The following is a 24,107-nucleotide window of genomic DNA, read 5'->3' as shown; positions in this document are numbered from 1 at the left end:
GCATATGAAACATATATTTCTTTTAGCTCTTCTTTTATTAGTTACTTCCTGTATGAAAGAGATTGATCTGGAGCATTTACGTCCGGAGCCTAAGCTTGTATTGAACTGTGTCATTATACAGGACAAACCGATAATTGCTTCCTTGTCACGTACTTGGTTTTACACGGAGGGCGGAGTTAACCTTCTTATGGAAAACGCGGATGTCAAGTTATACGTAAATGACCGTTTTGTAGAACAGTTATCATTTAATCTAAATGCGTATAATTATAATACATTTGGAGGCTATGTAGCTACTTATGTCCCGGTTGTCGGAGATAAAATACGTATTGAAGCGAAAATGGATGGGTATAAACCGGTTATGGCAGAAGATGTAATACCGGGTCCTCCTACATTACTTAATTTTGCTGTGGAAAATTATTATAATCAGAATCCTTATTATAGCTATTTTCAGGAACGTTTGAAAGTTACATTCCGGGATGATCCATCTGCTGGAAACTGCTATCTTATTCGTTTTACCAGAGGCTATCCGGAGTATGATTATGTGGGGGACGACTGGGAGAAAACGGAGGTTTACAAGGGGTCTTATAAATGGTATTCGCAGTATGTTGATTTTGCTTCTGAACCGATATTTGCAAATAAAATTACTATTCTGGATAAAGTAATGGGAAATGACTGGTTGTCTGGCGGGCAAGGACGGCCTTTTTCGGATGAATTGTTTAACGGGAAGGAGTATACAATGAAGTTGGATAATGGTTATTCTTATTCATCTGAAAGTTCTGAGCCTATTATGCCGGATTCAATGAGGGTTTATCTATACGCTATATCTGAATCTTATTATAAATATATGTTAGCTTTGGCTTCTTTGAATGACGGATCATTGAATAACGACCTTGCAGATATTGGTCTTGCCGAACCGGTTCGTGTATTTAATAATATCGAGGGAGGAGTAGGTATATTGGGAACAGCTTGTGTGGATAGTCTCACTGTTGCTATTCCCAATAAAGTTTTGCCGGATAATGATTAGAGATCAGCGTTCCTTAATTTCAACTTTTGACACATCATTTTGTATTGTTTATTCTTGTCAATCAGCTCGTTGATCTTTGCCACGGAAGTGGCAGAACGCAGACCGTCTTCCGGGGTATTCATACAATAATCAACCAGTATTTCTACAGTAGAAACTGCTACATGCATCCGGGTGTCGCTGGATGCATAATATATAAATATCTTTCCATCTTCATCGGCAATCCATCCGTTGGAAAATAGCACATTCGACACATCCCCGATCCGTTCTCCCCCCCCACGGAGCGAGGAAGTAGCCTCCAGGCTGTGCGATGACTTTGGTCGGATCTTCCAGCGATGTCATGTATAGATAAAGTACATAGCGCAATCCGGCAGCACATCCCCTGACTCCGTGGGCCAGATGTAACCAGCCCGCCGGAGTCTTGATAGGATGTGGTCCCTCCCCATTCTTGACCTCTTTGATTGTATGATAGTGGCGTTTGTCTATAATTTGTTCAGAGAGAATAGACGCGTTTGTTATATCATCGATCAGGCTCCAGCCTATGCCGCCACCGCTACCGGCATCGATAAAACCATCCTGCGGACGGGTATATAATGCATATTTCCCATCTACGAATTCCGGATGCAGCACAACATTGCGTTGCTGGCTTTTCGATTTCAGATCGGGTAACCTTTCCCAGTCGATCAAATTTTTGGTACGGACAATCCCGGCTTTGGCCACAGCCGAAGACAGATCACCCAGGGCAGCTGTCCGGTCATGCCGTTCACTGCAAAAGATACCGTATATCCACCCGTCTTCATGTGCCGTCAGGCGCATATCATACACGTTGGTTTCTTCCGGGTCGATATCCGGCAGATTGACCGGACGTTCCCAAAAACGAAAATTATCCACCCCGTTCGGACTCTCGGCAATGGCGAAGAACGATTTGCGGTCGAATCCCTCTACGCGTACCATCAGCAGGTATTTACCGTTCCATTTGATGGCACCTGAATTCATACAGGCATTTACCCCGATGCGTTCCAGGCAATACGGGTTGGTTTCCGGATTCAGGTCGTAACGCCATTCGAGCGGCACATGTGATGCTGTAACGACAGGGTTTTTATAACGTGTAGCGATGCTGCGGGGAGCATCCAGAGGGACATTCTCTGCAGATAAAAGCATTTCATGTTGTATCTGCAACTTTTCGATCGTATCTGAGAAATTGATATCCATTATCGTATTGTTCTTTATTTATCTATGTAATTTACCGGTATGCGGTAATGTGTTCTGTTCTATTCGATCTCCGGACGGTCGCCTTCGCCACCATCGCCGGGAGTCGTATCTTCCGTTTCGGGCGAAAGTTCGATCCATTCTAGTTCGTCGCTGTCCACCAGGGCATGACTGTAATTACCGCCTGCCATTTTCGTACGTTCGGGAATAAATTCAACGCGGACGGCTTTTACCTGTTTGGCGAAGTTGAAATCCTTGATATCTTTTACGCCTACCGTGTTAAGGGTGTAGCGGAAATAGCCCAATCCTTTGATATGAACGCTCTTGCCTTGTGCCATACGAGTGTGCATCACACCGGCGATATCGCCAAGTACGGCCTGAACGTCCGAGTTGCTGACTGTGGAGATTTTCGCCAAGTCTTTGGCAATCGTTTCCGTTTCTACTGGCTTCCCTTGCACGATGGCGCGAGGGTAATGCACTTTTTGTTTTGAGTTGTACGCTTTCTTGTAGAATGGCATAGCTTTTTGTTTTTTAATTAATAAATATGTTAATTTCTCGATACGCCGTATTGACGCGCTCAATACGTCATATTGAGAATGGCAGTTCGGAATAATGTTTTAAAGACCTTCGGGATAGAGGGAGATGCGGTTGGCACGGTGGAAAGCCGGAGAGCCGGTAGACTGGACTTCAGCTTCAAATACTATTTCTCCCGTCTTCGGATTTATTTCTATGATATGACCACCATAACCATTACTTAATTGATTGTTTATACCAGGACAGAACAATCGATTGTCGGTTTGTTCTAAATATTGAACTCCTGAGACTTGAGTAGAGAAACAATTTTTACCTCGTTCTTTACCATATTCCCATACTTGACGTATAGTCATTGCTTGTTCGTCAATTTCATATTCCACGGCACGACTGTATCTTTCTGCGTCTTTAAAATTAAAAAGACGGCTGTAACCGTTATCGAAAAACATCACGTGCCCGTTAGGCATTTCTACAGGGCAATGAATACCCCATCCCCAGCTGAAATCTGGATGATCTTTTTTTCCGTTCAATACATCAGGGTCTGTAATGGGGTTCCCATTACGGTCTAAAGGAGTCAACAAATATTTTTCGAATTGTTTTTTCCATGCGTTATGCGGGGATACAATCCATTTTAGTGATCCGGAACGTGTGAATTTAACAAGTCCTTGCCAACGAGAGGTACAAAGAATGGAACCATCTGCAGTTTCTTTTACACCGTTATTGTGGCACCAGTTACTTTTTGACTGTGCAAAAGTATTAGCTTCGTAACCATCAGGAATTATGGAGAAAACAATTCGAGAGGAGTCTAATACTTGTGCTAAGTCCCATATTTTACTTATACTTCCCGAATGTGGGTCTAACTCGGCGATATGATCTAGGATTCGTACGTTACTGTTGTCTGCAGTTTTAGCATCAACCTTTGTTGCTGCTATTAATATTTTTTTATCAGAAGTCTCAAACACTTCATGGTGGAATGTAAATCCGAAGTTATTTGTTTTCCAACTATTAATAAGTTCTCCTAAAAGATTTACTTCTACAATCTGTCTGTTGTTAATATCTCCGGCGACATAATTACCGTTTTTCATCCGATGCAGACCGCAGTGCATTCCGATATGTTTTAATTCCGGATGATTATGCCAGTCAAGAATCCAACGGATATTACCATCGGCATCAAACATATAAGGGACTGAAGTATCTTCATCTGATTCACCAGGCGAACTAACTAATGTCATGCCCGGTTCCATTTTGTTTATATCCGCTTTTACTATATTTAAATTCTTAGGAAGAAAAATATCTTTTAAACTGTTGGTTTTTATTTGTATGGTGGAAGATTTCCGTTCATTACCTTGCTTATCGGTATAAGTCAACGTAACCTGGTTATTATATGAAGGATATAAACCGAGAATCGTTATAGACTGGCTTTTTTCTATATTGCTGAAAAAGTAATTGACATTTGGAACTAATGAATTTTCTTTGCTATGGACTGTTACTTTTATACGTCCTAAAGCTGGTAAGTTCATTAAAACTTTGGCTGCAAGAGGATTATATCCGGATGGATTAACTTCTATGTTTGTAATTAAAGATTCAAGTGAAGTTCCGAGAGATGGTATGATATAGCTGGTTCCATCAACAAATGTGATTGTCGATTTCCAGGTATCTGAATTCGTTGTGATATTATCAATAAGGTTTTTTGTTATTTTCACAGATTCGTTTTCAAAATTCAACAAATAATTCTCACCATCATCAGTAATTTCTATCAATAACTTACCCTCGTCTACATGAGATTGAAGACTTTGGAAGGCTAGTGAACAGGAGGGAATATCTTCATCATTACAAGATGTCATTCCTATTGTGAGTAATAGTGATAATGAGAATAAATATGTTTTAAAATTCTTCATGTGATTAGTTGTTTAAAAGAGGCAGTATCAAATTACTGCCTCTTTTGAGTTGAAAATGTATGTTTACTGCCAGTCAGCTTTTTGTGTCATGTTTATGTTCGCATCCACTTCACTTTGTGGTATGGGATAGTACATATGCTTTTTCTGGAAGTTTTCGCAATTTTGTGTGCCTTCGATTCTTCCGGTATATGTATAACCAGTAATGACATCTTTGCCATTCTCATCTTTTCCCCAAGTAAGATCCCAGATTTTTGAATCGCTTTTACGTTTTACTAAGACTTGCTTTAATTCTTCGTAACTATACCAACGAACTAAGTCATCCCATCTGATATTTTCACCTGCAAACTCTAACATTTTCTGATTTTGGAGTTCCTTCATGATTTCATCTTGGCTGCCTAATTGTTTTTCAGGTAGTCCAGCACGTACACGGATTCGGTTGATATCCTTCATTGCATTGGCGTTGTCTCCAGTCTCAAGACAAGCCTCTGCATGTAAGAAAAGAACTTCGGCAAAACGCATAATACGGAAGTTGGTAATACGTCCGGAATTATTATTATACATCGTACAACCACTTTTATTCCACCAAGGAGTCAGTTTTTTCATCAAGAAACGACCTTCCTTCCCTTCGATATCTGGATAAGCAGGACTTTGCCCTAAAGTCATTCTATATTTGTCGGAACCATCTGGTTGCGTTGTCTGATTGAATATTTCATCGAATTCGAAACCGTCAAAGAACGTTTCATCTTCTTTCACGTCCCCGTAATCAGAGTATTTGAAGAAACAAGTAGTGTATAAACGTTTATCCCATTTCGTATCGGCTCCGGAAGGACGAGGTTCAGATATGAATTGTTTGATGAGGAATGGCGAAGGTTGCATTTTATACCAACCTCCACCTGCATTTTGTCCTGTAGCACCATCTCCGTTTAAAGAGGGACCAAAATAGTGTCCGATAACGCTTCCCATGAAAGAGTTTGCACTTGTACTGTTACCCCATGCATCTCCTGCATCACCTGATGCCTCATAATTTATTTCCCAAATAGATTCTTGGTTGAATTCGCTATCATCACGGAAGTTATCTTCATAATCTGCCATCAAATCATATCCATAACCATTCATTAAAGTTTCGAATTCAGTTTTGGCTGCAGCATAATCTTTTTTCCAAATATAAGCTTTTCCTAACATGGCGATTGCTGCACCTTGCGTTACTCGTCCGGCTTCATCGGTTGGACGTTCTTTAGGTAAACGATTCTTGGCTTCTTTGAAATCGGCAATGGCTTGGTCAAGTACAGCATCCGCTGTTGATAAGCCTGGAGCTTCCATTTCGGCTGATTGCGGCAATGTTCTGATGACACCTTCATTGAAATCCGTACGTACACGGAAATACCAGAATCCTCTCATAAAATAAGCTTCACCTAAAAGCTGATTTAATTTATCCTGATCCATTTCTGCATTTGGGGCATTATACAAAAATTCATTTGCAAGTTGAATACCTGTATAAAGGTTTCCCCATGTTGAAGCCGAGTTCGGTGTATTGGTGAAGGATAATATTTCCCAAATAGATTTTTCTTCTCCTCGGGTAGGATACAAATCATCTGATCGCATTTGATAATGCAATTGGCCTTCATAACCTCCGTAATATCCGTATGACATACGGCGTACCGGATTATAGACTGCTGACAGTCCTTTCATTACGTTTGCTTCATTAATCCAAAATGTACTGGGTGTTTGTTCATTCGGATTAATCTCTTCCAGGAAACTGTCGCTACAGGAAGATAGTAGCAGGGGGGCAAAAGCCAACGATATAATGTATTTTTTTAGATTTGTTTTCATATATCTATGTGCTATTTTATTATTAGAAATTAACTTGTAAACCGAAAGTCATTGTACGTGCTGAAGGGTAACGACCGTCATCGCAACCACGTGTCAATACACCCGATCCACCCGATGTTCCTGCACCGTCAGCATCAACAGTACCCAAGTCGGGAGTGTATCCTTTGTAGCTTGTGATTGTAAACAGATTTTCCATTGCTGTGTAAATACGGACGTTTTGCAATTTAGCTTTGTTAACCCATGCTTTAGGTAATGTGTAACCGACTTCCAGTGTTTTCAAACGGAAGAATGAACCGCTTTCTAACCAACGATCAATATATGCCCAGTTTGTTCCGTTGTCATCTGTTCCTTTTACATAACGTGGTATATCTGTATTTCGGTTGTTTTCAGTCCAACTATTAAGACGTTCTGCATATTGATTACCTGTTACTTCATTGTATACTGTCGTATAATATTGTGCATTATAAATCTTATGTCCTAAACTACTATCGAAGAACAGATTGGCATCAAGTCCTCTCCATTCTGCCCCCAGATTCAGGCCTAAGGTTACTTTTGGAAAAGAGCTGCCACAATCTTGACGGTCTAAATCATTGATTTGTCCATCACCATTGTAATCTACAAATTTCAAATCGCCAGGTTGTGCTTTCGGCTGAATCATATTTCCGTTTTTATCCACATAGGCTCTAATTTCTTCTTCACTTTGGAAAATACCGTCTGATTTGATTAAGTTAAAGAATCCGATGGGATAACCGGTTTTTGCATAAGTAATAGCACCTTTACCGTGAGGATTAAATCCTGTCCATTCATCACGATCTCCATTAACTTTTGTCAATTCGTTTTTGAGGAATGTGGCATTGGCTCCGATATGATAATAAACTTCTCCAACATTATTGCGATGGTTGATTACTAATTCGAGACCTTTGTTTTCTACAGTACCTGCATTTAAAGTTGGGCTTCCGGATAACCCAAAACTACCGGGCTGAGGCATTCCTAATAACATATCTTCTGTCTTTTGTATGAAATAGTCAGCTCCGATCGTCAACTTGCTATTCCATAACGCCATATCCAAACCGATATTAAATGTTTTTGTTTTTTCCCAAGTTACAGTAGAAAGAGAAGTCCATTTTTCTCCGGTAATAGCACCTTCCCAAAGGCTAGATCCTTGTATATTATTCAAGCCGGAAGTAACGGTTGATTGGGTTGCATAATTTCCAATGCCATTCAAATTACCTAATACACCATAACTGGCACGAACTTTCAATTCATTCATTACTTCTTTAGCTTGTTCAAAAAAATCTTCGTTCATAACGTTCCATCCGGCAGATACAGAAGGGAATGTACCCCAACGGTGTCCATCTGCAAATTTGGAAGAACCGTCCCGACGAATAGAAGCTGATAACATATATCGATCAGCGTATGAATACATGGCACGTCCGAACATGGAGATCATCGTGTTAGCCCAAGCATCTCCACTGGTGGTTTGATTTGCTACGGAACCTGCACCAATTACATATAAACCTTCGGGTAATCCACTACGTCCTGCACCGAAACCTCGGGAGTTATTACGTTGTGCAGAATAACCAGCTAAAACGGATACAGAGTGATCTCCAAATATATTGTCATAATGAAGTGTATTTTCTATCAACCAATCATTTTCCCAAGAAGTACTTTCATTTAATTTGTAATCCGGATTTTTTGATGTTTCACTAAATTCATAAGGAACTACATATGAATAATTGCGACGCGTATATTTATTAATACCTACGTTGAATTTATATTTCAATCCTTTTAATCCCAAATCGACTTCTGTGTATCCATTCAACAATATGTCCATTCCGTGTTTTTGATAATCATGAGCTTCGGCCCAGCCTACAGGATTATCACCACGTGTCCAAGAAGGAGCGTATGCCCATTCTCCGGATTTATCGTATGGAGCCCATTGAGGAACTGCTGTTAATGCAGAAGTATAGGAGACATCTTCATAATCTTTTTTCCAGAATTTCATCATGAGTGTAGATCCTATGCGAACGTGGTTGTTGAACAAAGAAAATGTATTTTTGGCTCGTATGTTCCAAGCTTCATAACCTGTAGTCTTAACAATACCATCTTGATTTAAATAACTACCAGAGACATTGTAAGTTGCTGTTTTATTTCCTCCAGAAACATTTAAGCCGACTTTGCTAACTAGGGCAGTACTGTATAATTCTTTCTGCCAGTCTGTTCCTTTACCGCCATTCCAATTCAACAAACCTTCTGCGGTAGTATAACCTGTTGTTTTTGCGAAATCACGTAACTCGTTACCATCCATGACATCAATATATTTGGAAACGGTTTGTACTCCGGTATAAGCATCAACAGATACACGCGTCGGGCTTTCTAAATGTCCTCCTTTTGTCGTAATTAATATAACGCCATTTGCTGCACGTGAACCATAGATGGCTGCAGCTGATGCATCTTTTAATACTTCTATGGATTGAATGTCTGAAGGATCTACCATATTAATGTCTCCATAAACACCGTCAATAACATATAGAGGGGAGGTTGAACTTAAAGAACTGACACCACGAATGTTAATGTTCATACCTTCTCCTGGTTGGCCATTTGATGTAGATACATTTACACCTGCAATACGTCCTTGCAATGCGGAAGTGGCACTACGAGCCACATTGGCTTGTAATTCTTTACCAGATACGGAAGATACAGCTCCTGTCAAATGACTTTTCTTCACCGTACCATAACCAATAACGACGACTTCGTCTAATTGTTCTCCGTCAGCCATTGTGATATCAATTATGCTTTTGTTGCCAACTGTAACGGATGAATGTTGCATACCTACGTAAGAAAATTCCAGGACCTGTCCTGGGTTGACATTGATGGTGTAATTCCCATCAATGTCAGTTGTTGTACCTATTGTGGTTCCTTTTACAACAACTGTTGCTCCGATGACTGGGTTGTTCTCCGCGTCTTTTACCGTTCCTTTTACGGTAACTGCCTGTTGCGCCCAACTGGATACCGCAAAGGCTCCTAGTAATAGAGAAAAAGCTAGTTTTCTGTTCATAAATGAAATATTTAAATGATAAAATCTGATTGTTTATGTGATTTAGGTTGTTATTTTTTGATGATCTTGGCTGTCTCTATACCATTTGTTTTTTCAACTTGAATGTAATAGATACCGTTTTTACAGTTGGAAAGATCAAACTGTGCTTCTGTACAATTACCATTGTATGATCTTGTTTTTACAAGGTCACCCATTGTTCCGACAATTTTTACAGATTTTATGGCTGAATCATCTGTTGATTTGACGGTTACATCTGATGTTACTACCGTAGGAGAAACTGCGATCTTATTTCTTTCAGTACGACTGAATAAATAACTATAAGAAATGCCGTCTGTTTTAGTTCCATTGTAATAAAGGAATAATCTAACAGGTTGATAAAGATCTGGAAAATTTGCATTTTCTCGATTGTCATACCATTCATTACCAAAATGGAAGATAACATCTATAGTTTCATTTGCCGGAATTGTGAAAGAAGAAATAGCTGTGTATGATTCTTTTGTGATACTGAGTACGTTGTATAGGTTTTTTGTACCGTAATTTATTTCGAATGATTCACTATTGAGCGTTATTGCTTTATTTGTTTTATTTTTGATAGAGAATTTTACGTTCAAATTGTGAGTAAACATAAAATAATATTTACCGGTATATGGTCTGTACTGCATGATGTCTTCATATGGACCATCGTAGTATTTGGATACTTCTATTGGTTGTACATATATACTTTGAGCAGTCTGATCTGGGATAGGTTCAGGATCAGGATCAGGATCAGGCTTTGGCTCTGGTTCTTTTGCAATAATAGTTTTACTTACATAAGAACCATTGCTTAAACGTGCAGATAAAGTATAAGTTCCTATTGCCTGTTTCCTTCCTAACTCAATAGTAGTATTTGTATAACCAATCCGATAAAAATCTGATGGATAATCCCAAGATGCCGTTAAACCAGATGGTAATGCGCTACCATTGTCAGTAACTATTTTGTATGTGGCAAATGTTGTTAATGTCTCCGGTCCGTCAATCTTATAACTGACAGCCTTTGCACTTGTTCCCGCTAATAAAGCGACAACCAGTAAAATTGTTTGTGTAAAAAACTTTTTCATGATCTTATAAATTTAAAGTTATTCAACGTTTCCTGTAAAGGTTACAACGCTCTTTGCCGGAAGAGTTATCATATATGTATTACCTATTGGTTGAATAGTTTCCAAGGCTTCCCATTTGTGGGTGGCATCAGTCAGGTAACCGGCAAGCGGGCTAGCTGTTTGGTTGTTGTCTAATGCCAGGTCGATAGTCGTTTCTGTGTCGTTGGTATTGATGGCTACAATCGTAAAGTTATTGCCTTTTTTATAACCGGATACCATATAGCCTTGGTCGGAGTTGTATTCGGCTGAGATGCGGGTACTACCTACAGGAATATAGCGTGTAAAGTTTCCGAAAGTCTCATAACGTTTACCGGTTTCGTAGTCCGTACGATTTTTAGAGATATAAATTAACCCTTCATTAGTACCACTGTCGGGTAAGGCTCCTGCCCACCAGATAATTGAACTTACATTGGCTTCACAAAGGTAACGGTGAAATTTAACTGCCCAGTTAAGTCCATCTTCTATGGAAGTGCTGTATGAATTATGCGGGTCGCTGATTTCAGTTAACCATACCGGTATATTTTTTGATTCAGCCTTCGTAAACGGTTCGATACCCGGATCTTTTTTCGTTACCGGATCTACATAACCGTGTCCGGCTGCGATGATCGGGTAATTGGTAATGCGGGTATTGACATTTAAAATATCGCGTACATAATTTTTACTACCCATGATAAAACCTAAAATACCTGTCCATTGTGCATTTTCACCGAAGATAATTTTCACATCCGGATGATTAGCGGCAAATGTCGGCCCCATGTTGTTAACAATGAATCGTCCCAAGGTAGTTGTTCCCGGTAACCAGAGACAAGAACTCCAGGGAGCTGCATATTCCGGTTCATTGGCTGGTGATATGGCATAAGGTTTCAAACCTACTGAACTGTAAGCATCACAAAATGCTGACAGATAATCGGCAAATTTTTGATAGTAAGCAGATTTTAAATTTCCTTCCGAATCACTGCCGTTACTTTTCATATAGGCAGGCGGACTCCAGACGGAATAAACGAATTTATCGACGTCATATAATGCTTTGACACGTTGGTTGATCCATAACTGGCCTTTGCGTTGGGCTATTTCTTCTGCTGCTTCATTCCCGTCGGCGCTGTAGTCGATATCGAAGAATGGATCGTCGAGCAGCATATCGATATCTTCATCCAAATGGAAAGAAGTATCTCCTTCGTTTTTCCAATAATGGGAATAGATTTCACCTCTTAATATATTCAGGTGCAATCCATCTTTTCCGAACATCAGGTCTAATACAGTATCACGTTTTCGGTGTGCATACAGATAATCCGCCCATCCGGCTTGTGCTACACCGAAACCATCAATGTTTTGTTCTTCTGTATTCCAATGGAGTATTACGTCAGTATTTGCAACGGCTTTTGTCGCAATGGAGCCACCAGTTTTCTGGTCTACAATTTCGCTGTCAGTACAAGATCCTAGCAGGAAAAGACAAGCGAACAATCCTAAGGTTAAATTTCGATGTGTTTTCATAATGAATGGCATTAATGTTAATTTCCATTGCAAATGTATGGAATGACAGAATCCGAGAAGTGTCTTATTCTGTCAAAGTAGTGCACTTTTCTGTCAATTTTATTAAAGCATAACTCTTATAAATATTTTATATTTACATAGATTAACAAGACTGTCGTCGAATAGGTGTTTTATTAGTAAATATAAACATTGTAAATGCAAATATATGTATATCGGATTTTTAAGGGACTTATTGTATTAAAATGTTGTTTCTCTGCTGTTTATATGGTTTAGGAGTGTGCTGTTAGGTCAAAAGTGATTGCTCTATTCGGTCAATGGAATAAAGGAGGTTTTCAAATTACTATAACAACAAATCAGCGACCGATAATTATAGCCGCTGATTTGTTTATATGATAACTCGCATTCGTTGGTAGTTCTCACGGTATTCCTGTGGGGTAACACCTTTGAATTTCTTAAATACTTTGTAAAAATAGGATTGGCTGACAAAACCACACCGGGAAGCGATGTCCATGATGCATTCCTTTTCATTATTATTTAGTTCGCGCACAACAGAGTTGATGCGGTATTCCTGCAGGAAGTCTGTGAAATTACGATTTGTGTTCTTTTTGAGGAACCGGGAAAGTGTGGAAAGACTCATACCCATATATTGAGCCAGTTCGTCTATCGTTATAGGGTCGGCCAAATTCTTACTGATATAGTCGAGTATTTTTTTCATTTGGTAGTCTGCCTCCGTATATTGCGGAGATATGTTTTTAGATAAAACGCGTACATCTTCCGACAAAGAGAGCTCATGTAGGAGAATAAAGAATTTTATGACCGAATAGAATCCTTTTTCCGTAGATATCATTCGCATAATAGGCTGTATGCGGTTGATCTCGGCTTGTCCGAATGCCAATCCATGCTCTGCTTTTGCCATCATTTTCATGATTGAATCGAACTGGTTTTTCTGGAATGCAGGGTTAGAAAACAGGGAGGGATGAAACTGGAGAGTGATCTCATGGATGTCATTCGAACGGCAGTTTCCGTTCATCCAGGCATGTTTTAGTTCTGTATTGGTGATCAGTACAAGGTCTTTTTCGCCGATAGTTTCTTCCGAGTCGCCGACAATACGCAAGGCTCCGCTTGCATTTTCTACAAAGTTGAGTTCCCAAACATTGTGGACATGTATAGGGAAAGTGAAAGAAGATTTTGTGCGTTCGAATAGTATGAAACTGTCCTTAATGGATAGTGGCGACTTTTCTCTGAAAACTTCTGTTATCATGGTATGTAATATTAAAACAGTGTGAGCAAAAGCGAAGATAGTGATAAAAATGAAAATATGAACAGATGGAATCTGTTTTATTACTCGTGTTCCTGATATATCCGGTATATATCGAAGGCGTCGAAGGGTACAGGTGTGGAGGATAGCTCCGGAATATTGTATGATTTGAATGTATAATCGTAATGTTCCGGATCTTTTTGGGGTAAGACGAAAGGTTTTCCTGTTGTTCCGTCGGGAGAGATATAAGCAAAGTAGGGTTTGCCATATTGCCCGTCACCCCGTTTACTGGCAAAGACGAACCAACGGCTGTTCGACGACCAGCTATGATACGTATCTGATCGGTCGGAATTTATTGTAGGCAATGAATCGATTTGGCCGTTTTGTAAATCCATTAGTTTTAAGTCTGTTTCCCTGTGCCAGATGGGAAAAGTGCCGTAATCGGCAACCGAATAGAGCAAATAGCGACCATCGGGAGAGGCTTTCGGGAAGCAAACGGAGGCATGATGTTCTGCTGCATTCCAAAGTGTGTCGATATGGTTGCCCCATTCTCCTTTTTCTGCATCGAAAGCGATGCGGCAAAGGGAATAGTGGAGTTGATGAAGGCTCTCCGGTAGTTCCACAGCCGGAGAGGCACAATAATATATCCAATTACCGTCGGCTGAGAAGGTAGGGAAAGTTTCGAATACCTCTTTTCGGGCTGTTTGAGGAGAGATAAGCATTTTGTTGTTGTCGAAATCGGCAATAACTAAGTCGGAAACTGTGTCATATACTTCCAAACGTTTGTTGTTCTGGGCATGATAAGCCGGAATGATGATATTGGAAGAGAAGACTCCATAGCGTCCCGATGGATGGAAATCTCCGTATACGGCACCGGAAACCATTTGGTCGTTTTTAAGTGATAGTTTGCGTAATACGCCGTTGCGGTTGAGGATTGTGCCGCCATTCTTTCCACGCAAATGAAACAGAGATAGATTGCCGCTTTGTTTTCCATAGATGTGACAGTTCATACAGTTGCCATCTACCAGATTGTTGTCGGCAATTACTTTTTCTTCAAACGTTTCGATGTTACGTTCACATAATTGGATGGTATTCCAGACTTCATACCCCGGTTCTATTAAGCGGTAACTTAAGAAACTGTCTAGTTTTTCGGAGACGACCTTCCAAGTGAATGTCGGGTATTGCAGCCATTTACCTTCAACCTTGGCTGTGATAGTGACAGTTAGTGTCTGTCCTTTTTCAGCTTCCAGCAAGTTTTTCCATTTACGGAGTGGAAAACAAACTTTCCTGTTTCCGTGGACGGTCAAACTTTCCTGTTGTCCGCTAACGGTTACCTGTAAAGCGGATACTTCGTTACGAAGCAGGAAGTTTAAAGGGGCAATGTTGTATGGAATGGTCACATTTGCGTAGTCAGGGTAAATGGGAGCAGGTTCGCTCACTTCTGTCACCTGTTTGGGCTGGGAGGTACATGCTGTACATACCAGTAGCATTGTCAATCGAATAAGTCTCTTTATATTATAGATCATCTTTATTTCTTTTTATTGGTTTTGTGCAAAATGATAATAGAACCAGTAGGTTTTCCCGAATTTGCCGGTCAATGCTTGTGGGGTTCCTTTTGATTGTCGGTGTAAACGAGTATATTCTTTAAAATCTTGTACGACAGTAGGATCTACAATAGTCTCCTGTATTTCTTTGCCAGAAGCGTGGTGACGAACAAGATCAATCATCAATGCTTCGGCATATAACCGTTTGGGGGCTTTCCCCGGTTGTTTCGGGTAGTCTTCAATAAAAGCAGGCAAGTTTTTTGCCAACAGGTGCAGGCAAAGCAGGTAGTCGCGTGCCATTTCGTTTTCAGGGTTACTTGCAAGTAGGAGCCGGAGTGATTTGACCACATCGGTTGTGGAGGTACGTATCGTATCTGTTTTAGGAATAAATGCCCTTTTTTCTTTTAACCATCGTTTGACGGAGTCGCTTTCTTTTCCGGGGATTCTGTCTTTAGCCCATTGACTGTAAAATTTTGTTTTTGACAGAATGCGCAAATATTTCATGGCGGCTTCTTCATCTCGGTTGATCAGGTTGATTTCTGCCAATCGCTTTACCATACGGCTACCTGTGTGATTAGGAGAAAAGATCATACCGAGTATCGTGGCATGTTCGGCCATCGTCATGTCACCTAAATGGAACCAGACTTCATTGGCATATAATGAAGAAAGGTAAGAAGAAGAGGAACTGATAGGAATGAACAGCCCTTCGGCTCCCGGTTGGTAATAATCCATCAGTCTGTCAGGCAGTTTGTTTTCGATGGCATTTGCTAAATTGTAATAATAACTGCAAGCACTTATGTGTTCTTCGGGGAAAGATAATTCACGGACTTTGTCCCAATGTCCTGCCTCAGCTTCAATATCGAGTCCTATCAATCGTTCGTATAAAGGATTAGGGGTATCCCACCAGGAGGTAGCAGGATATTGGCAGGCTTGGCTGTAGGTGAGCAAATAACTTTTACTGCATATTCCAGGTAAAACAATCGTTATGATGGCTGCCAGGCAACTCCATAGTCTATTCCTTTTGTATATTAGGGAAGAAATCAACACGAAAAGCAGAAAGATAAAAACTCCATACCCGAACAACCAATATCCTAAAACGATTTCGAAAAAAACGGCTCCGATGCGTAAAAATCTGTTCTTTATAGGATCATAGAGAAGAAATAAACCAATCCCACCAATTAAAGATATTGTGGAAGATAAAGGATAGAGCAATCCGCAAGAACGCATCACCTCCCAACTCATGATAGTGATAGCAGGAATGATGGCTAGCCAGCCGTTTGTCCATTTCCGAAATGCGGCATAACAGATCAGTCCCAATACAAGCATAATCCCCCCCATCAAAATGGAAGCCGTTACCGGAGTACGAAAGAATTGAGTCAGGTAATCACCGGTCAAACAAGATAATACGGCGGGTTTATTCAAATAAGAATATAAAACTTCTGAGGCATAGACAAAAAGTGTCGTCTGTTCTTTGTGAAGCAAATGATAAGGGCAGGTGTGCAAGTAAAAATAAAAACAGGCAATGCCTACCGGTATAAAGGTTAACCAACTGTATTTATTTGTTTTATTCATTTCTATAGATGTCTAATAAGTTGGAAAGTTGCCAAAATTGCTTTATGGTCGGTAGGCCATACTCCAAGCGGTTCAATAACCGGATCGACTGTTTCTTCTATAATGCGTTCACCACGAAGTATATCTCCTTTTGGTCCGATAATTGTTACATCAGTCAGGCTCAGTCCATTGAATGGTGAATACATGATAAAGTCAATACGGTCGCGATCATCGGCTTCCGGTGACCAGACCAGTTTTTTTAAGGCAATGTCCGGGCAATCAGCCGGGCAGGTAAATCCGGGATGAGTGACGGGATCCGGATATTTTTCGCGATAGGAGTCTTTATATCCTGCTTTTTCAAGCATAACGGACACATCCCAGGGAACAACCAGGCCATAATGGTCACGCATATCTTTAGTTGCTTCCGTCCAGTCCAGATGAGAAGGCTCGTTGAAGTCACCTCCCAGGATAACGATGCGACCTGCCGCCTTGTCTTTTTCTGCTTCTTTGATGAAACGGGCGATAGCATCGTCACGAACGGATGCACGGTTCAGTACCAGAATCGAGTCCAGATTCGTAACCGGTTCTATTTTATTCCAATTGTTACCGTCATATCCACGGGCATCATAGTAAGCGCAATTGCGGTAATCCAGATGGGCAGTGTATACGGCAAATTCCTGGTTCCCTTTTTTCGTTACCAGGCGATAGATGCTTCCCCGGTCGTCGTTCAAAGGATAAACAGTGCTGCTGTCGCTGATGGGATAGCGGCTCAGTAATCCGGAATCTTCCGTGTAGAAAGAATAATATGTTTGTCCGCGTTTTTGGAGAGCTTCAACGATACGGTCGCAGAAACGTGTGTTGTGGTAATTTCGTACCTCGCTCAATGTAACGAAATCGGCATCGCTACGAACTATTTCATCTGCAACGGCATCAAATCCGTTTTCTACTACGGTTCCTTCCTGCCAGATATTAAACTGGAGAACTTTAAATGTTTCTGTTTTCTGACAGGACGAAAAACAAAGAGTGATCATAAACAGTAGAACTGTTGTGAATAGACCTTTTTTCATGGTGTTTATGCTTTTTTGTTTAGCTCTGCGAAATTAATTAAATTTCGGATAAATTGGGGTGGATTTTTTTATTTATTAGTGTTACAACGGTTTTACAAGACTCTTTTGTTATCTTTGCAGCAGACAATCAAACACAGAACAGAGTATGGACGGTAAGAGAGTATTTGTCACCGGTGGTGCTAAGGGGATCGGTGCAGCTATTGTGACTGCATTTTGTAATGTGGGAGCAAGGGTCGCCTTTTGTGATACAGATGAAAAAGCGGCTTCGCGTCTTTGCGATCTATTACCTACTTTCGTCCAGTTCTTCCAGGCTGATGCAAGTGATCCGGAAGCTCTTCAAAAAGTTATCAACAGACTTTTCAACATGTGGGGAGATATAGATGTGATTGTTAATAATGTGGGAATCAGTGAATTCTCTCCATTGGTCGAAACGAGTATTGAACAGTTCGATAAAGTGTTGTCAACAAACCTGCGACCGGTGTTTATAACTTCACGGGCATTGGCCATCCATCGGAATAATGAGGAAGGGAAACAGCGTTACGGTCGGATCATCAATATTGCTTCTACTCGTTATCTCCAAAGCGAACCCGGTTCGGAATGTTATGCAGCTTCCAAAGGGGGGATTGTTTCGTTGACACATGCACTTGCATTGTCTTTCAGTGATTATAATATTACTGTAAACAGTATCAGTCCGGGATGGATACAGAATGAAGATTACCGTTTGCTGAAACGGTCAGACCATAACCAACATCCGTCAGGACGTGTGGGTCGTCCTTCAGATATAGCAAGTGCCTGCCTTTTCCTGGCTGCCCCGGAAAATGATTTCATCAATGGCCAGAATATTGTAATAGACGGCGGGATGACTAAGAAGATGATTTATGAATAATCGGTACGTTAATTAATGCCTATCCTGATATTTTTGCCTTTAAACGCCGGATAGAACAGGAACTGTGGATCCATACGTTTGTTCCAGGGATTATATTCATAATTTACTCCGACACCGAAGCTGAAATTATCCTTTACTTTAAATTCAAAAGCACCTCCTACGCTTGTATGATTATAATAGGGATTCAGCAGCATATGAGGATTCGTACGTTCTCCTTTCTGATAGAAAGCATATTGCCCCCAACCTTTGACAGTCATCCAGTCGACCACCTCGATGCTGACAGTGGCGTTAACACCTCCCATAAAGTCAGGACTGTAGTTGAATGGCGTGAAGTAACGTCCGGCAAATGCACCTCCTGTAAGTGTCCACCGGTCCTGGTGCCATACTAATGATGAACTAACCCTTGTAAGTCCTCCTACTCCTGGCCAGGTAAATTGTTCTCCGACTGTCAGCAGACCGGTTGTTTCGCTGATCGGGGTAAAACTAGCCTCCTGAAAATCGAGTGCCATTGGAGATACGCGGCGTAGCATTGGAGTAAACGGATTAAAGAATGGGCGATAGGCGGCTGACAGAACCTGCATATCCATCGGACGTTGATCTTGAATTTCAGGGAAGTCTGGAGTGAATTCCCTGAGTTTCTTCTCCAACTCCGTCCTTAGAGAAGGAGTATATGTTTTATAGGAAAATTCAGGAATATTGAAATTGAATTTTTGAAACTTGGGAATAGCAATCATTTTCCCATCACCATTCAGAACATAGTCAAAAACAGACTGTGCGTGCCCACAGCATACACATGTCACTAGTGCTATAATTATAAAATATCCCCGCTTCATACACAACATCATTTTATTGACGCTAAGATAGATTATTTACTTAAAATAAGATATTTATTGATCTTGTTTTTACTTAAAATAGTAGAAAAACTACATATTAATTCTTGTGGGGGCTGCTAGCAGGAGAAAATATAGCATATCTTTGCCTTTAATAAGAAAAAGAAAGGAATGTTACGTATGAAAATTAAAAGTTATATACTGGTTATTTTATTTTCGCTGTCATTTGCAGCTTGCGAGAAAGAGGATAACAATGGACCAAAAACAGATAATGATGTGAATCTGTGGATAGAAAGGATTATGAGAGAAAACTATCTTTGGTATTCTGAACTTCCTGAAAAAAATAAGTTGAATTTTGATGCGGAACCGGAGGATTTCTTACTTTCTTTATTATCAGATAAAGACGGTAAAGACCTGCCCGAAGGCCATCATTATTATTCAACTCTGGAAAAGGCGGTAGCGACGAAAAGTATTTTTAATGATAGAGATTCGTATGGATTCGATTTCGCTACTTCAAATTTAAAAAGTGGGAATAACATTTATAAAATAGCTGTTGTCCTTTATGTATTAAAGGACTCACCGGCCGAGGAAGCCGGGTTGAAACGTGGTGACTGGATTCTGGGTGTAAATGGGGCAGAAGGCACGATTCAAAATTATGATATATTGAGAGGCGGAGGCAGTGTGTCTCTTCAACTGGCACGATATGATGAGGATAGGGAGGTTATTATTCCGACCAGAGAAATAGCGTTGGGAGCATCCCGTGTTGTGGAAGATACCCCTTTTCTGAAAGATTCGGTTTATACTATCGGTAATAGCTGTATCGGTTATTTGATGTATAATCATTTTACTATCGGTCCGGATGGACGTGACGATATGAGTTATAATCTTTACCTGCAACAATTATTTGAAAAGTTCAAAAGCCGGAATGTAAATGAGTTTGTGCTCGATTTACGGTATAATGGCGGTGGTGATGTGAGGTGTGCCCAGTTACTGGCCTCTTTACTTGCTCCTGAAAGTGTGTTGGGAGATACATTTTGTAAACTGGAATATAATGACAAAAACGAAAGTAAGAATAATGTGATACCTCTCTTGAAAACATCAGAGGTCCGATCTGGAAATCTCAACTTGAAACGGTTGTTCGTTCTGACAGGAAGCAATACTGCTTCATCTTCTGAACTTGTTATCAATTCTTTGAAGCCTTATCTGGGTAATAATGTTCGTCTGATCGGTGTACAAACTTTCGGTAAAACGGTAGGGATGAGTGTTTATGACGAATCGGAGAAATATGGTTGGATTTTTTCACCTGTTACATTCCGTAGTTATAATAAGGAAGGTAAGGCTGATTATGCAGATGGTTTTTCTCCTGATATAAGGATCAATGAGTTTAATTGGAACTTGGTAAGTTTTGGAGAAACGAATGAACCTTTGTTGGCAGAGGCTATCTACGAAATAACAGGTCGGTCTTCATTGAAATCGGTGCGTTCTGCTTCAAAGCCTGTTCCTTTGGATATTTTTTATTCTCCCCAACAGAGTATTAGAAATAATATGGTATTATATATCGAGTGATAATTATTTATTTTTATTTTTCTCCACTATAGCTGCAACATTAGGAGAGGCTTTTTCATCATACAGATAGAGAGTAATATTACCTATGGACGAACAGCTGTTAATTGCCGGATGCAAACGTGGGGAGTCATGGGCTCGTAAAGAAGTCTACGAGCTGTATGCTCCTGCCATGATGAGTGTGTGTATGCGGTATGTCAATAACAGGGAAACAGCTCGTGACTTGTTGCAGGACGGATTTATCAAGATATTCACAAAGATCGGAAGTTATACGGGATCTGGTGCGTTTCCCGGTTGGGTACGTAGGGTGTTCGTTACTACTGCTCTTGAATATCTCCGAAAAAATGATGCAATCCGGTTAAGCGTAAACTTTGATGACTGCGGGGATTTGGCTGATGAGGTCGATATGTCGGCTTTAGACCGTTTGTCGGCAGATGACTTGCATGCTTGTATTGCCCGTTTGCCGAATGGCTACCGGACGGTGTTCAACCTCTATGCGATAGAGGGATATTCTCACAGTGAAATAGCAGAAATGCTACATATAAGCGAAGTAACCTCGCGAACACAGTTTATCAGGGCGCGGAAAGTGTTACAGAAAAGTGTTCAATCATTAATTATGCATGAAGATGCGCAGTGATACGGATCATAGAGAACAGTTGGATGATTTCAGCGAATTCATGAAGCAGAAACTGGAAGATCACCGGTTGCCTGTCGATGATCTTTGCTGGGAGGATATCGAGCCTCATATGAAGCCCCGCGGACAGAAATGGTTGTGGTGGGCCGGAAGCTCTGTGGCTGCTGCCGTCATTGCATTACTGTTTTTGTTTTCACCCTTTCGGGCAGGGGACGGATCCTATGACGGCGTGGTGCCGCCAGTGGCTTCCGTTCAGGATGAAGAGAAAATATATCAGGAGACTCAGGAGAACATTCCGGAAAAAACGAAACCATCTGTTACTGAGTCTGTACCAGCGAAGAAACTGATTGCTGCCGCAAGACCTGACAAGCCGTTGCAAATAACTGGAAATGAAGTACCGGAAACGGAAGTCGTTGAGGAAATACAGGAACAGGAAAAAACGGTGCTGCAGCCGGATATTGAGAAAAGTACAAAGGAGACTAAGGAGCAGCCGGAAAAGAAACAGAAGCAACAGGATTTGTATAGTTATGAATCGAAAAAATATAATTTCTCTTCTGCCGGTAAGAAAAAGACAGCGGAAGGCGGATGGTCTATCAATGCCGGTTTCGGTACTGGTGGTCATGTCTCGCTAGGACTTGGTAATGGAGATCTTGTAATGGATATGGATAATCCTTCGAGTAGTATAACTCCGGGTAATCCGGGAGAGGTATCTCCTCCACCGGTCAAGCCACCTTTGTTTGAAAATTCGAATGTATTGCCTCCTGAACAATATACAGAGGTGGATGCAGCGTTGCCTCTCTCTTTCGGTGTGACGGTTCGGAAAGATTTCAATCGTTATATCGGGGTGGAGGCAGGGTTGGTATATACTTATTTATCTTCCAATCTGTCTGCATGGGATAAAGTTCAGTATAAGTCCCGCCTGGAACTTCACTATCTGGGTATACCTGTCAATCTGGTTGTATCCCTTTGGCAAAATCCACGATGGAAAATATACCTGTCGGGCGGCTTTATGATGGAAAAAGGGTTACGGTCCAAACAGACGGAGAATAGGTTCTGGCAGTTTGAACAGGTGAATAATGTTGAGAAGAAAGGCATAAACGGCCTGCAATGGTCATTGAATGCTTCTGCCGGTGTGTCCTATCGTTTTTACAGGGATTGGAGTTTTTATTTCGAACCACGTATTTCGCATTATTTTGATAATGACCAGCCGCCGAGTATCCGGACAGAGAATTCTGTGATTATCGGACTTGGTGCAGGTATTCGTTTTGATTTTTAATTGAAAGAACTATAAGTATTTATCCACTAAATGTATTGAAGATGAAAAAACTAATGAGTCTGTTTTGTGTGTCGTTGATCTGTTTGTTTTGCGGATGCAACGATGATATGAAAGTGAGGGAGACGATCACTTATACAGTGAACAAACCGGTATATATGTCTGCTGATGTATTCCGTTCTTCCGTGAAAGTAACCACTCAGCCGGAAGAGATAACCCAAAAGGGGAAGATTTGTTTTTATGAAGGTTATTTGTATGTGTCGGAGCCAGGAAAAGGAATTCATATTATTGATAACCGTAATCCGTCATCGCCAGCTTCGGTTGGGTTTATTGAATTGATGGGGAATGCCGACCTGGCAATACGCAACAATCTGTTATATGCGGATTCGTATGTCGATCTGGTGTGGTTCGATATCAGCAATCCTGCTTTACCAGCGTTGAAGAATCGATTGGAAAATGTATTTCTCCAGAGCTTTCCACCGATTGAGGAAGGCATAATCGATTCCGAAGTTTTTTCTGAAGCAGGTAGAGCGAAAGGTGTTGTTGTCGGCTGGACACAGGAGGAGGTAACAGAAACCTATGAGTATTATAAAGATGAAATCTATTATAATGATATGGGGGCCATTTCTGAAAGTAGCAGTGGTGGCGGCTCCACCGGTGTGAATGGTTCTATGTCCCGTTTCGGCCTTTATAAGGATTATCTGTATGTTGTATTGAATAATCAGATGGACATTTTCGATCTTTCCGGTGCGGAACCTGTTGTAGCTGCGGAAACGATTCCTGTCGGATGGAATGTGGAAACTATTTTCAGTTATAAGGATTGTATGTTTATGGGAACGCCGACCGGAATGTTGATTTATTCCGTAAAAGATCCGTTAAAACCTGAATATCAGTCGTCATTGACTCATGTATATGGCTGTGACCCGGTTGTGGTGGAGGATGATATTGCCTATGTAACCGTTCATTCTGGTAATAACTGCGGACAAAACTTCAATGAGTTGATCATTATTAATGTCAGTGACGTGAAACGTCCCCAGCCGATAGTTTCCTATACAATGACTAAACCGAAAGGATTGGGAATCGATAACGGTACGCTTTTCCTTTGTGACGATGGTTTGAAGATCTATAATGCCAATGACCCTCAGACTCTGATGGCCAACCGCCTGGCCCATTATTCCGGTATGGAAGGTTATGATGTAATCCCTTATAATAATGTATTGATGATGATTGCCGAAGACGGTATTTACCAGTATGATTATTCGGATTTGAAGGAGATCCGGTTGCTGAGTAATATTGCGGTGAAGAAGTAAAATCTATTATTAATCAT

The 24,107-nt window shown here is 40.7% G+C and carries 17 protein-coding genes and 1 pseudogene; 6 read left to right on the top strand and 12 right to left on the bottom strand.

Annotated elements, in window-relative coordinates:
• The first annotated feature begins 4 nt into the window (after positions 1–4).
• Complete coding sequence (locus K6V26_RS19535) at positions 5–1,024, top strand: DUF4249 domain-containing protein (protein ID WP_224263623.1); 1,020 nt, start codon at positions 5–7, stop codon at positions 1,022–1,024.
• On the opposite strand, the pseudogene K6V26_RS19530 reads toward K6V26_RS19535, so the two are convergent.
• The 11 genes and pseudogenes from K6V26_RS19530 to K6V26_RS19480 form a co-directional block, all read right to left on the bottom strand.
• A pseudogene (locus K6V26_RS19530) lies at positions 1,021–2,233 on the bottom strand (glycoside hydrolase family 130 protein). The gene K6V26_RS19535 and the pseudogene K6V26_RS19530 sit on opposite strands and share 4 nt — an antisense overlap.
• 59 nt (positions 2,234–2,292) lie before the next feature.
• Positions 2,293–2,748, bottom strand: a complete 456-nt coding sequence (locus tag K6V26_RS19525; protein WP_224263622.1) for an HU family DNA-binding protein — start codon at positions 2,746–2,748, stop codon at positions 2,293–2,295.
• 99 nt (positions 2,749–2,847) lie between these two features.
• Positions 2,848–4,659 (bottom strand): aryl-sulfate sulfotransferase, encoded by a 1,812-nt coding sequence (locus tag K6V26_RS19520; protein WP_224263621.1) that lies wholly within the window; start codon positions 4,657–4,659, stop codon positions 2,848–2,850.
• 63 nt (positions 4,660–4,722) lie between these two features.
• Positions 4,723–6,489 carry a RagB/SusD family nutrient uptake outer membrane protein gene (locus K6V26_RS19515; protein WP_224263620.1) on the bottom strand — a complete coding sequence of 589 codons (1,767 nt, stop codon included), beginning with the start codon at positions 6,487–6,489 and terminating at the stop codon, positions 4,723–4,725.
• 22 nt (positions 6,490–6,511) lie between these two features.
• Positions 6,512–9,547, bottom strand: coding sequence for a SusC/RagA family TonB-linked outer membrane protein (locus K6V26_RS19510; protein ID WP_224263619.1), 3,036 nt, complete (start codon positions 9,545–9,547; stop codon positions 6,512–6,514).
• 50 nt (positions 9,548–9,597) lie between these two features.
• The gene (locus K6V26_RS19505) at positions 9,598–10,644 is read right to left on the bottom strand and encodes a T9SS type A sorting domain-containing protein (protein WP_224263618.1); all 1,047 of its coding nucleotides are present in this window, start codon (positions 10,642–10,644) and stop codon (positions 9,598–9,600) included.
• Positions 10,645–10,662: 18 nt separating this feature from the next.
• The gene (locus tag K6V26_RS19500) at positions 10,663–12,174 is read right to left on the bottom strand and encodes a glycoside hydrolase (protein ID WP_224263617.1); all 1,512 of its coding nucleotides are present in this window, start codon (positions 12,172–12,174) and stop codon (positions 10,663–10,665) included.
• 385 nt (positions 12,175–12,559) lie between these two features.
• Complete coding sequence (locus K6V26_RS19495) at positions 12,560–13,435, bottom strand: AraC family transcriptional regulator (RefSeq protein WP_007655540.1); 876 nt, start codon at positions 13,433–13,435, stop codon at positions 12,560–12,562.
• A gap of 80 nt (positions 13,436–13,515) precedes the next feature.
• A complete protein-coding gene (locus K6V26_RS19490; protein WP_224263616.1) occupies positions 13,516–14,958 on the bottom strand; it encodes a TolB family protein in 1,443 nt (480 codons plus the stop codon).
• 12 nt (positions 14,959–14,970) lie between these two features.
• On the bottom strand, positions 14,971–16,548 hold the full coding sequence (locus tag K6V26_RS19485) for a DUF6057 family protein (protein WP_224263615.1): 1,578 nt from the start codon (positions 16,546–16,548) through the stop codon (positions 14,971–14,973).
• A gap of 2 nt (positions 16,549–16,550) precedes the next feature.
• Positions 16,551–17,594 carry an endonuclease/exonuclease/phosphatase family protein gene (locus K6V26_RS19480; protein WP_224263614.1) on the bottom strand — a complete coding sequence of 348 codons (1,044 nt, stop codon included), beginning with the start codon at positions 17,592–17,594 and terminating at the stop codon, positions 16,551–16,553.
• Positions 17,595–17,739: 145 nt separating this feature from the next.
• Between K6V26_RS19480 and K6V26_RS19475 the strand changes: the two genes are divergently transcribed.
• A complete protein-coding gene (locus K6V26_RS19475; protein WP_007655535.1) occupies positions 17,740–18,480 on the top strand; it encodes an SDR family NAD(P)-dependent oxidoreductase in 741 nt (246 codons plus the stop codon).
• An 8-nt stretch (positions 18,481–18,488) separates the two neighbouring features.
• On the opposite strand, the gene K6V26_RS19470 is transcribed toward K6V26_RS19475, so the two are convergent.
• Complete coding sequence (locus K6V26_RS19470) at positions 18,489–19,313, bottom strand: hypothetical protein (protein WP_007655524.1); 825 nt, start codon at positions 19,311–19,313, stop codon at positions 18,489–18,491.
• Positions 19,314–19,490: 177 nt separating this feature from the next.
• Between K6V26_RS19470 and K6V26_RS19465 the strand changes: the two genes are divergently transcribed.
• The 4 genes from K6V26_RS19465 to K6V26_RS19450 all read left to right on the top strand — a co-directional run bounded on the left by K6V26_RS19465 (position 19,491) and on the right by K6V26_RS19450 (position 24,090).
• Positions 19,491–20,876 (top strand): S41 family peptidase, encoded by a 1,386-nt coding sequence (locus K6V26_RS19465; RefSeq protein ID WP_044215208.1) that lies wholly within the window; start codon positions 19,491–19,493, stop codon positions 20,874–20,876.
• A gap of 85 nt (positions 20,877–20,961) precedes the next feature.
• Complete coding sequence (locus K6V26_RS19460) at positions 20,962–21,510, top strand: RNA polymerase sigma factor (RefSeq protein WP_224263613.1); 549 nt, start codon at positions 20,962–20,964, stop codon at positions 21,508–21,510.
• Positions 21,494–22,783, top strand: a complete 1,290-nt coding sequence (locus K6V26_RS19455) for a porin family protein (protein WP_224263612.1) — start codon at positions 21,494–21,496, stop codon at positions 22,781–22,783. The genes K6V26_RS19460 and K6V26_RS19455 overlap by 17 nt, the downstream gene beginning before the upstream one ends.
• A gap of 41 nt (positions 22,784–22,824) precedes the next feature.
• Positions 22,825–24,090, top strand: coding sequence for an LVIVD repeat-containing protein (locus tag K6V26_RS19450; protein WP_224263611.1), 1,266 nt, complete (start codon positions 22,825–22,827; stop codon positions 24,088–24,090).
• The last annotated feature ends 17 nt before the right edge of the window (positions 24,091–24,107 follow it).

Source organism: Parabacteroides goldsteinii (assembly GCF_020091425.1).
Classification (GTDB): domain Bacteria; phylum Bacteroidota; class Bacteroidia; order Bacteroidales; family Tannerellaceae; genus Parabacteroides; species Parabacteroides goldsteinii.
This window is presented reverse-complemented; position numbering and strand designations above follow the sequence as displayed.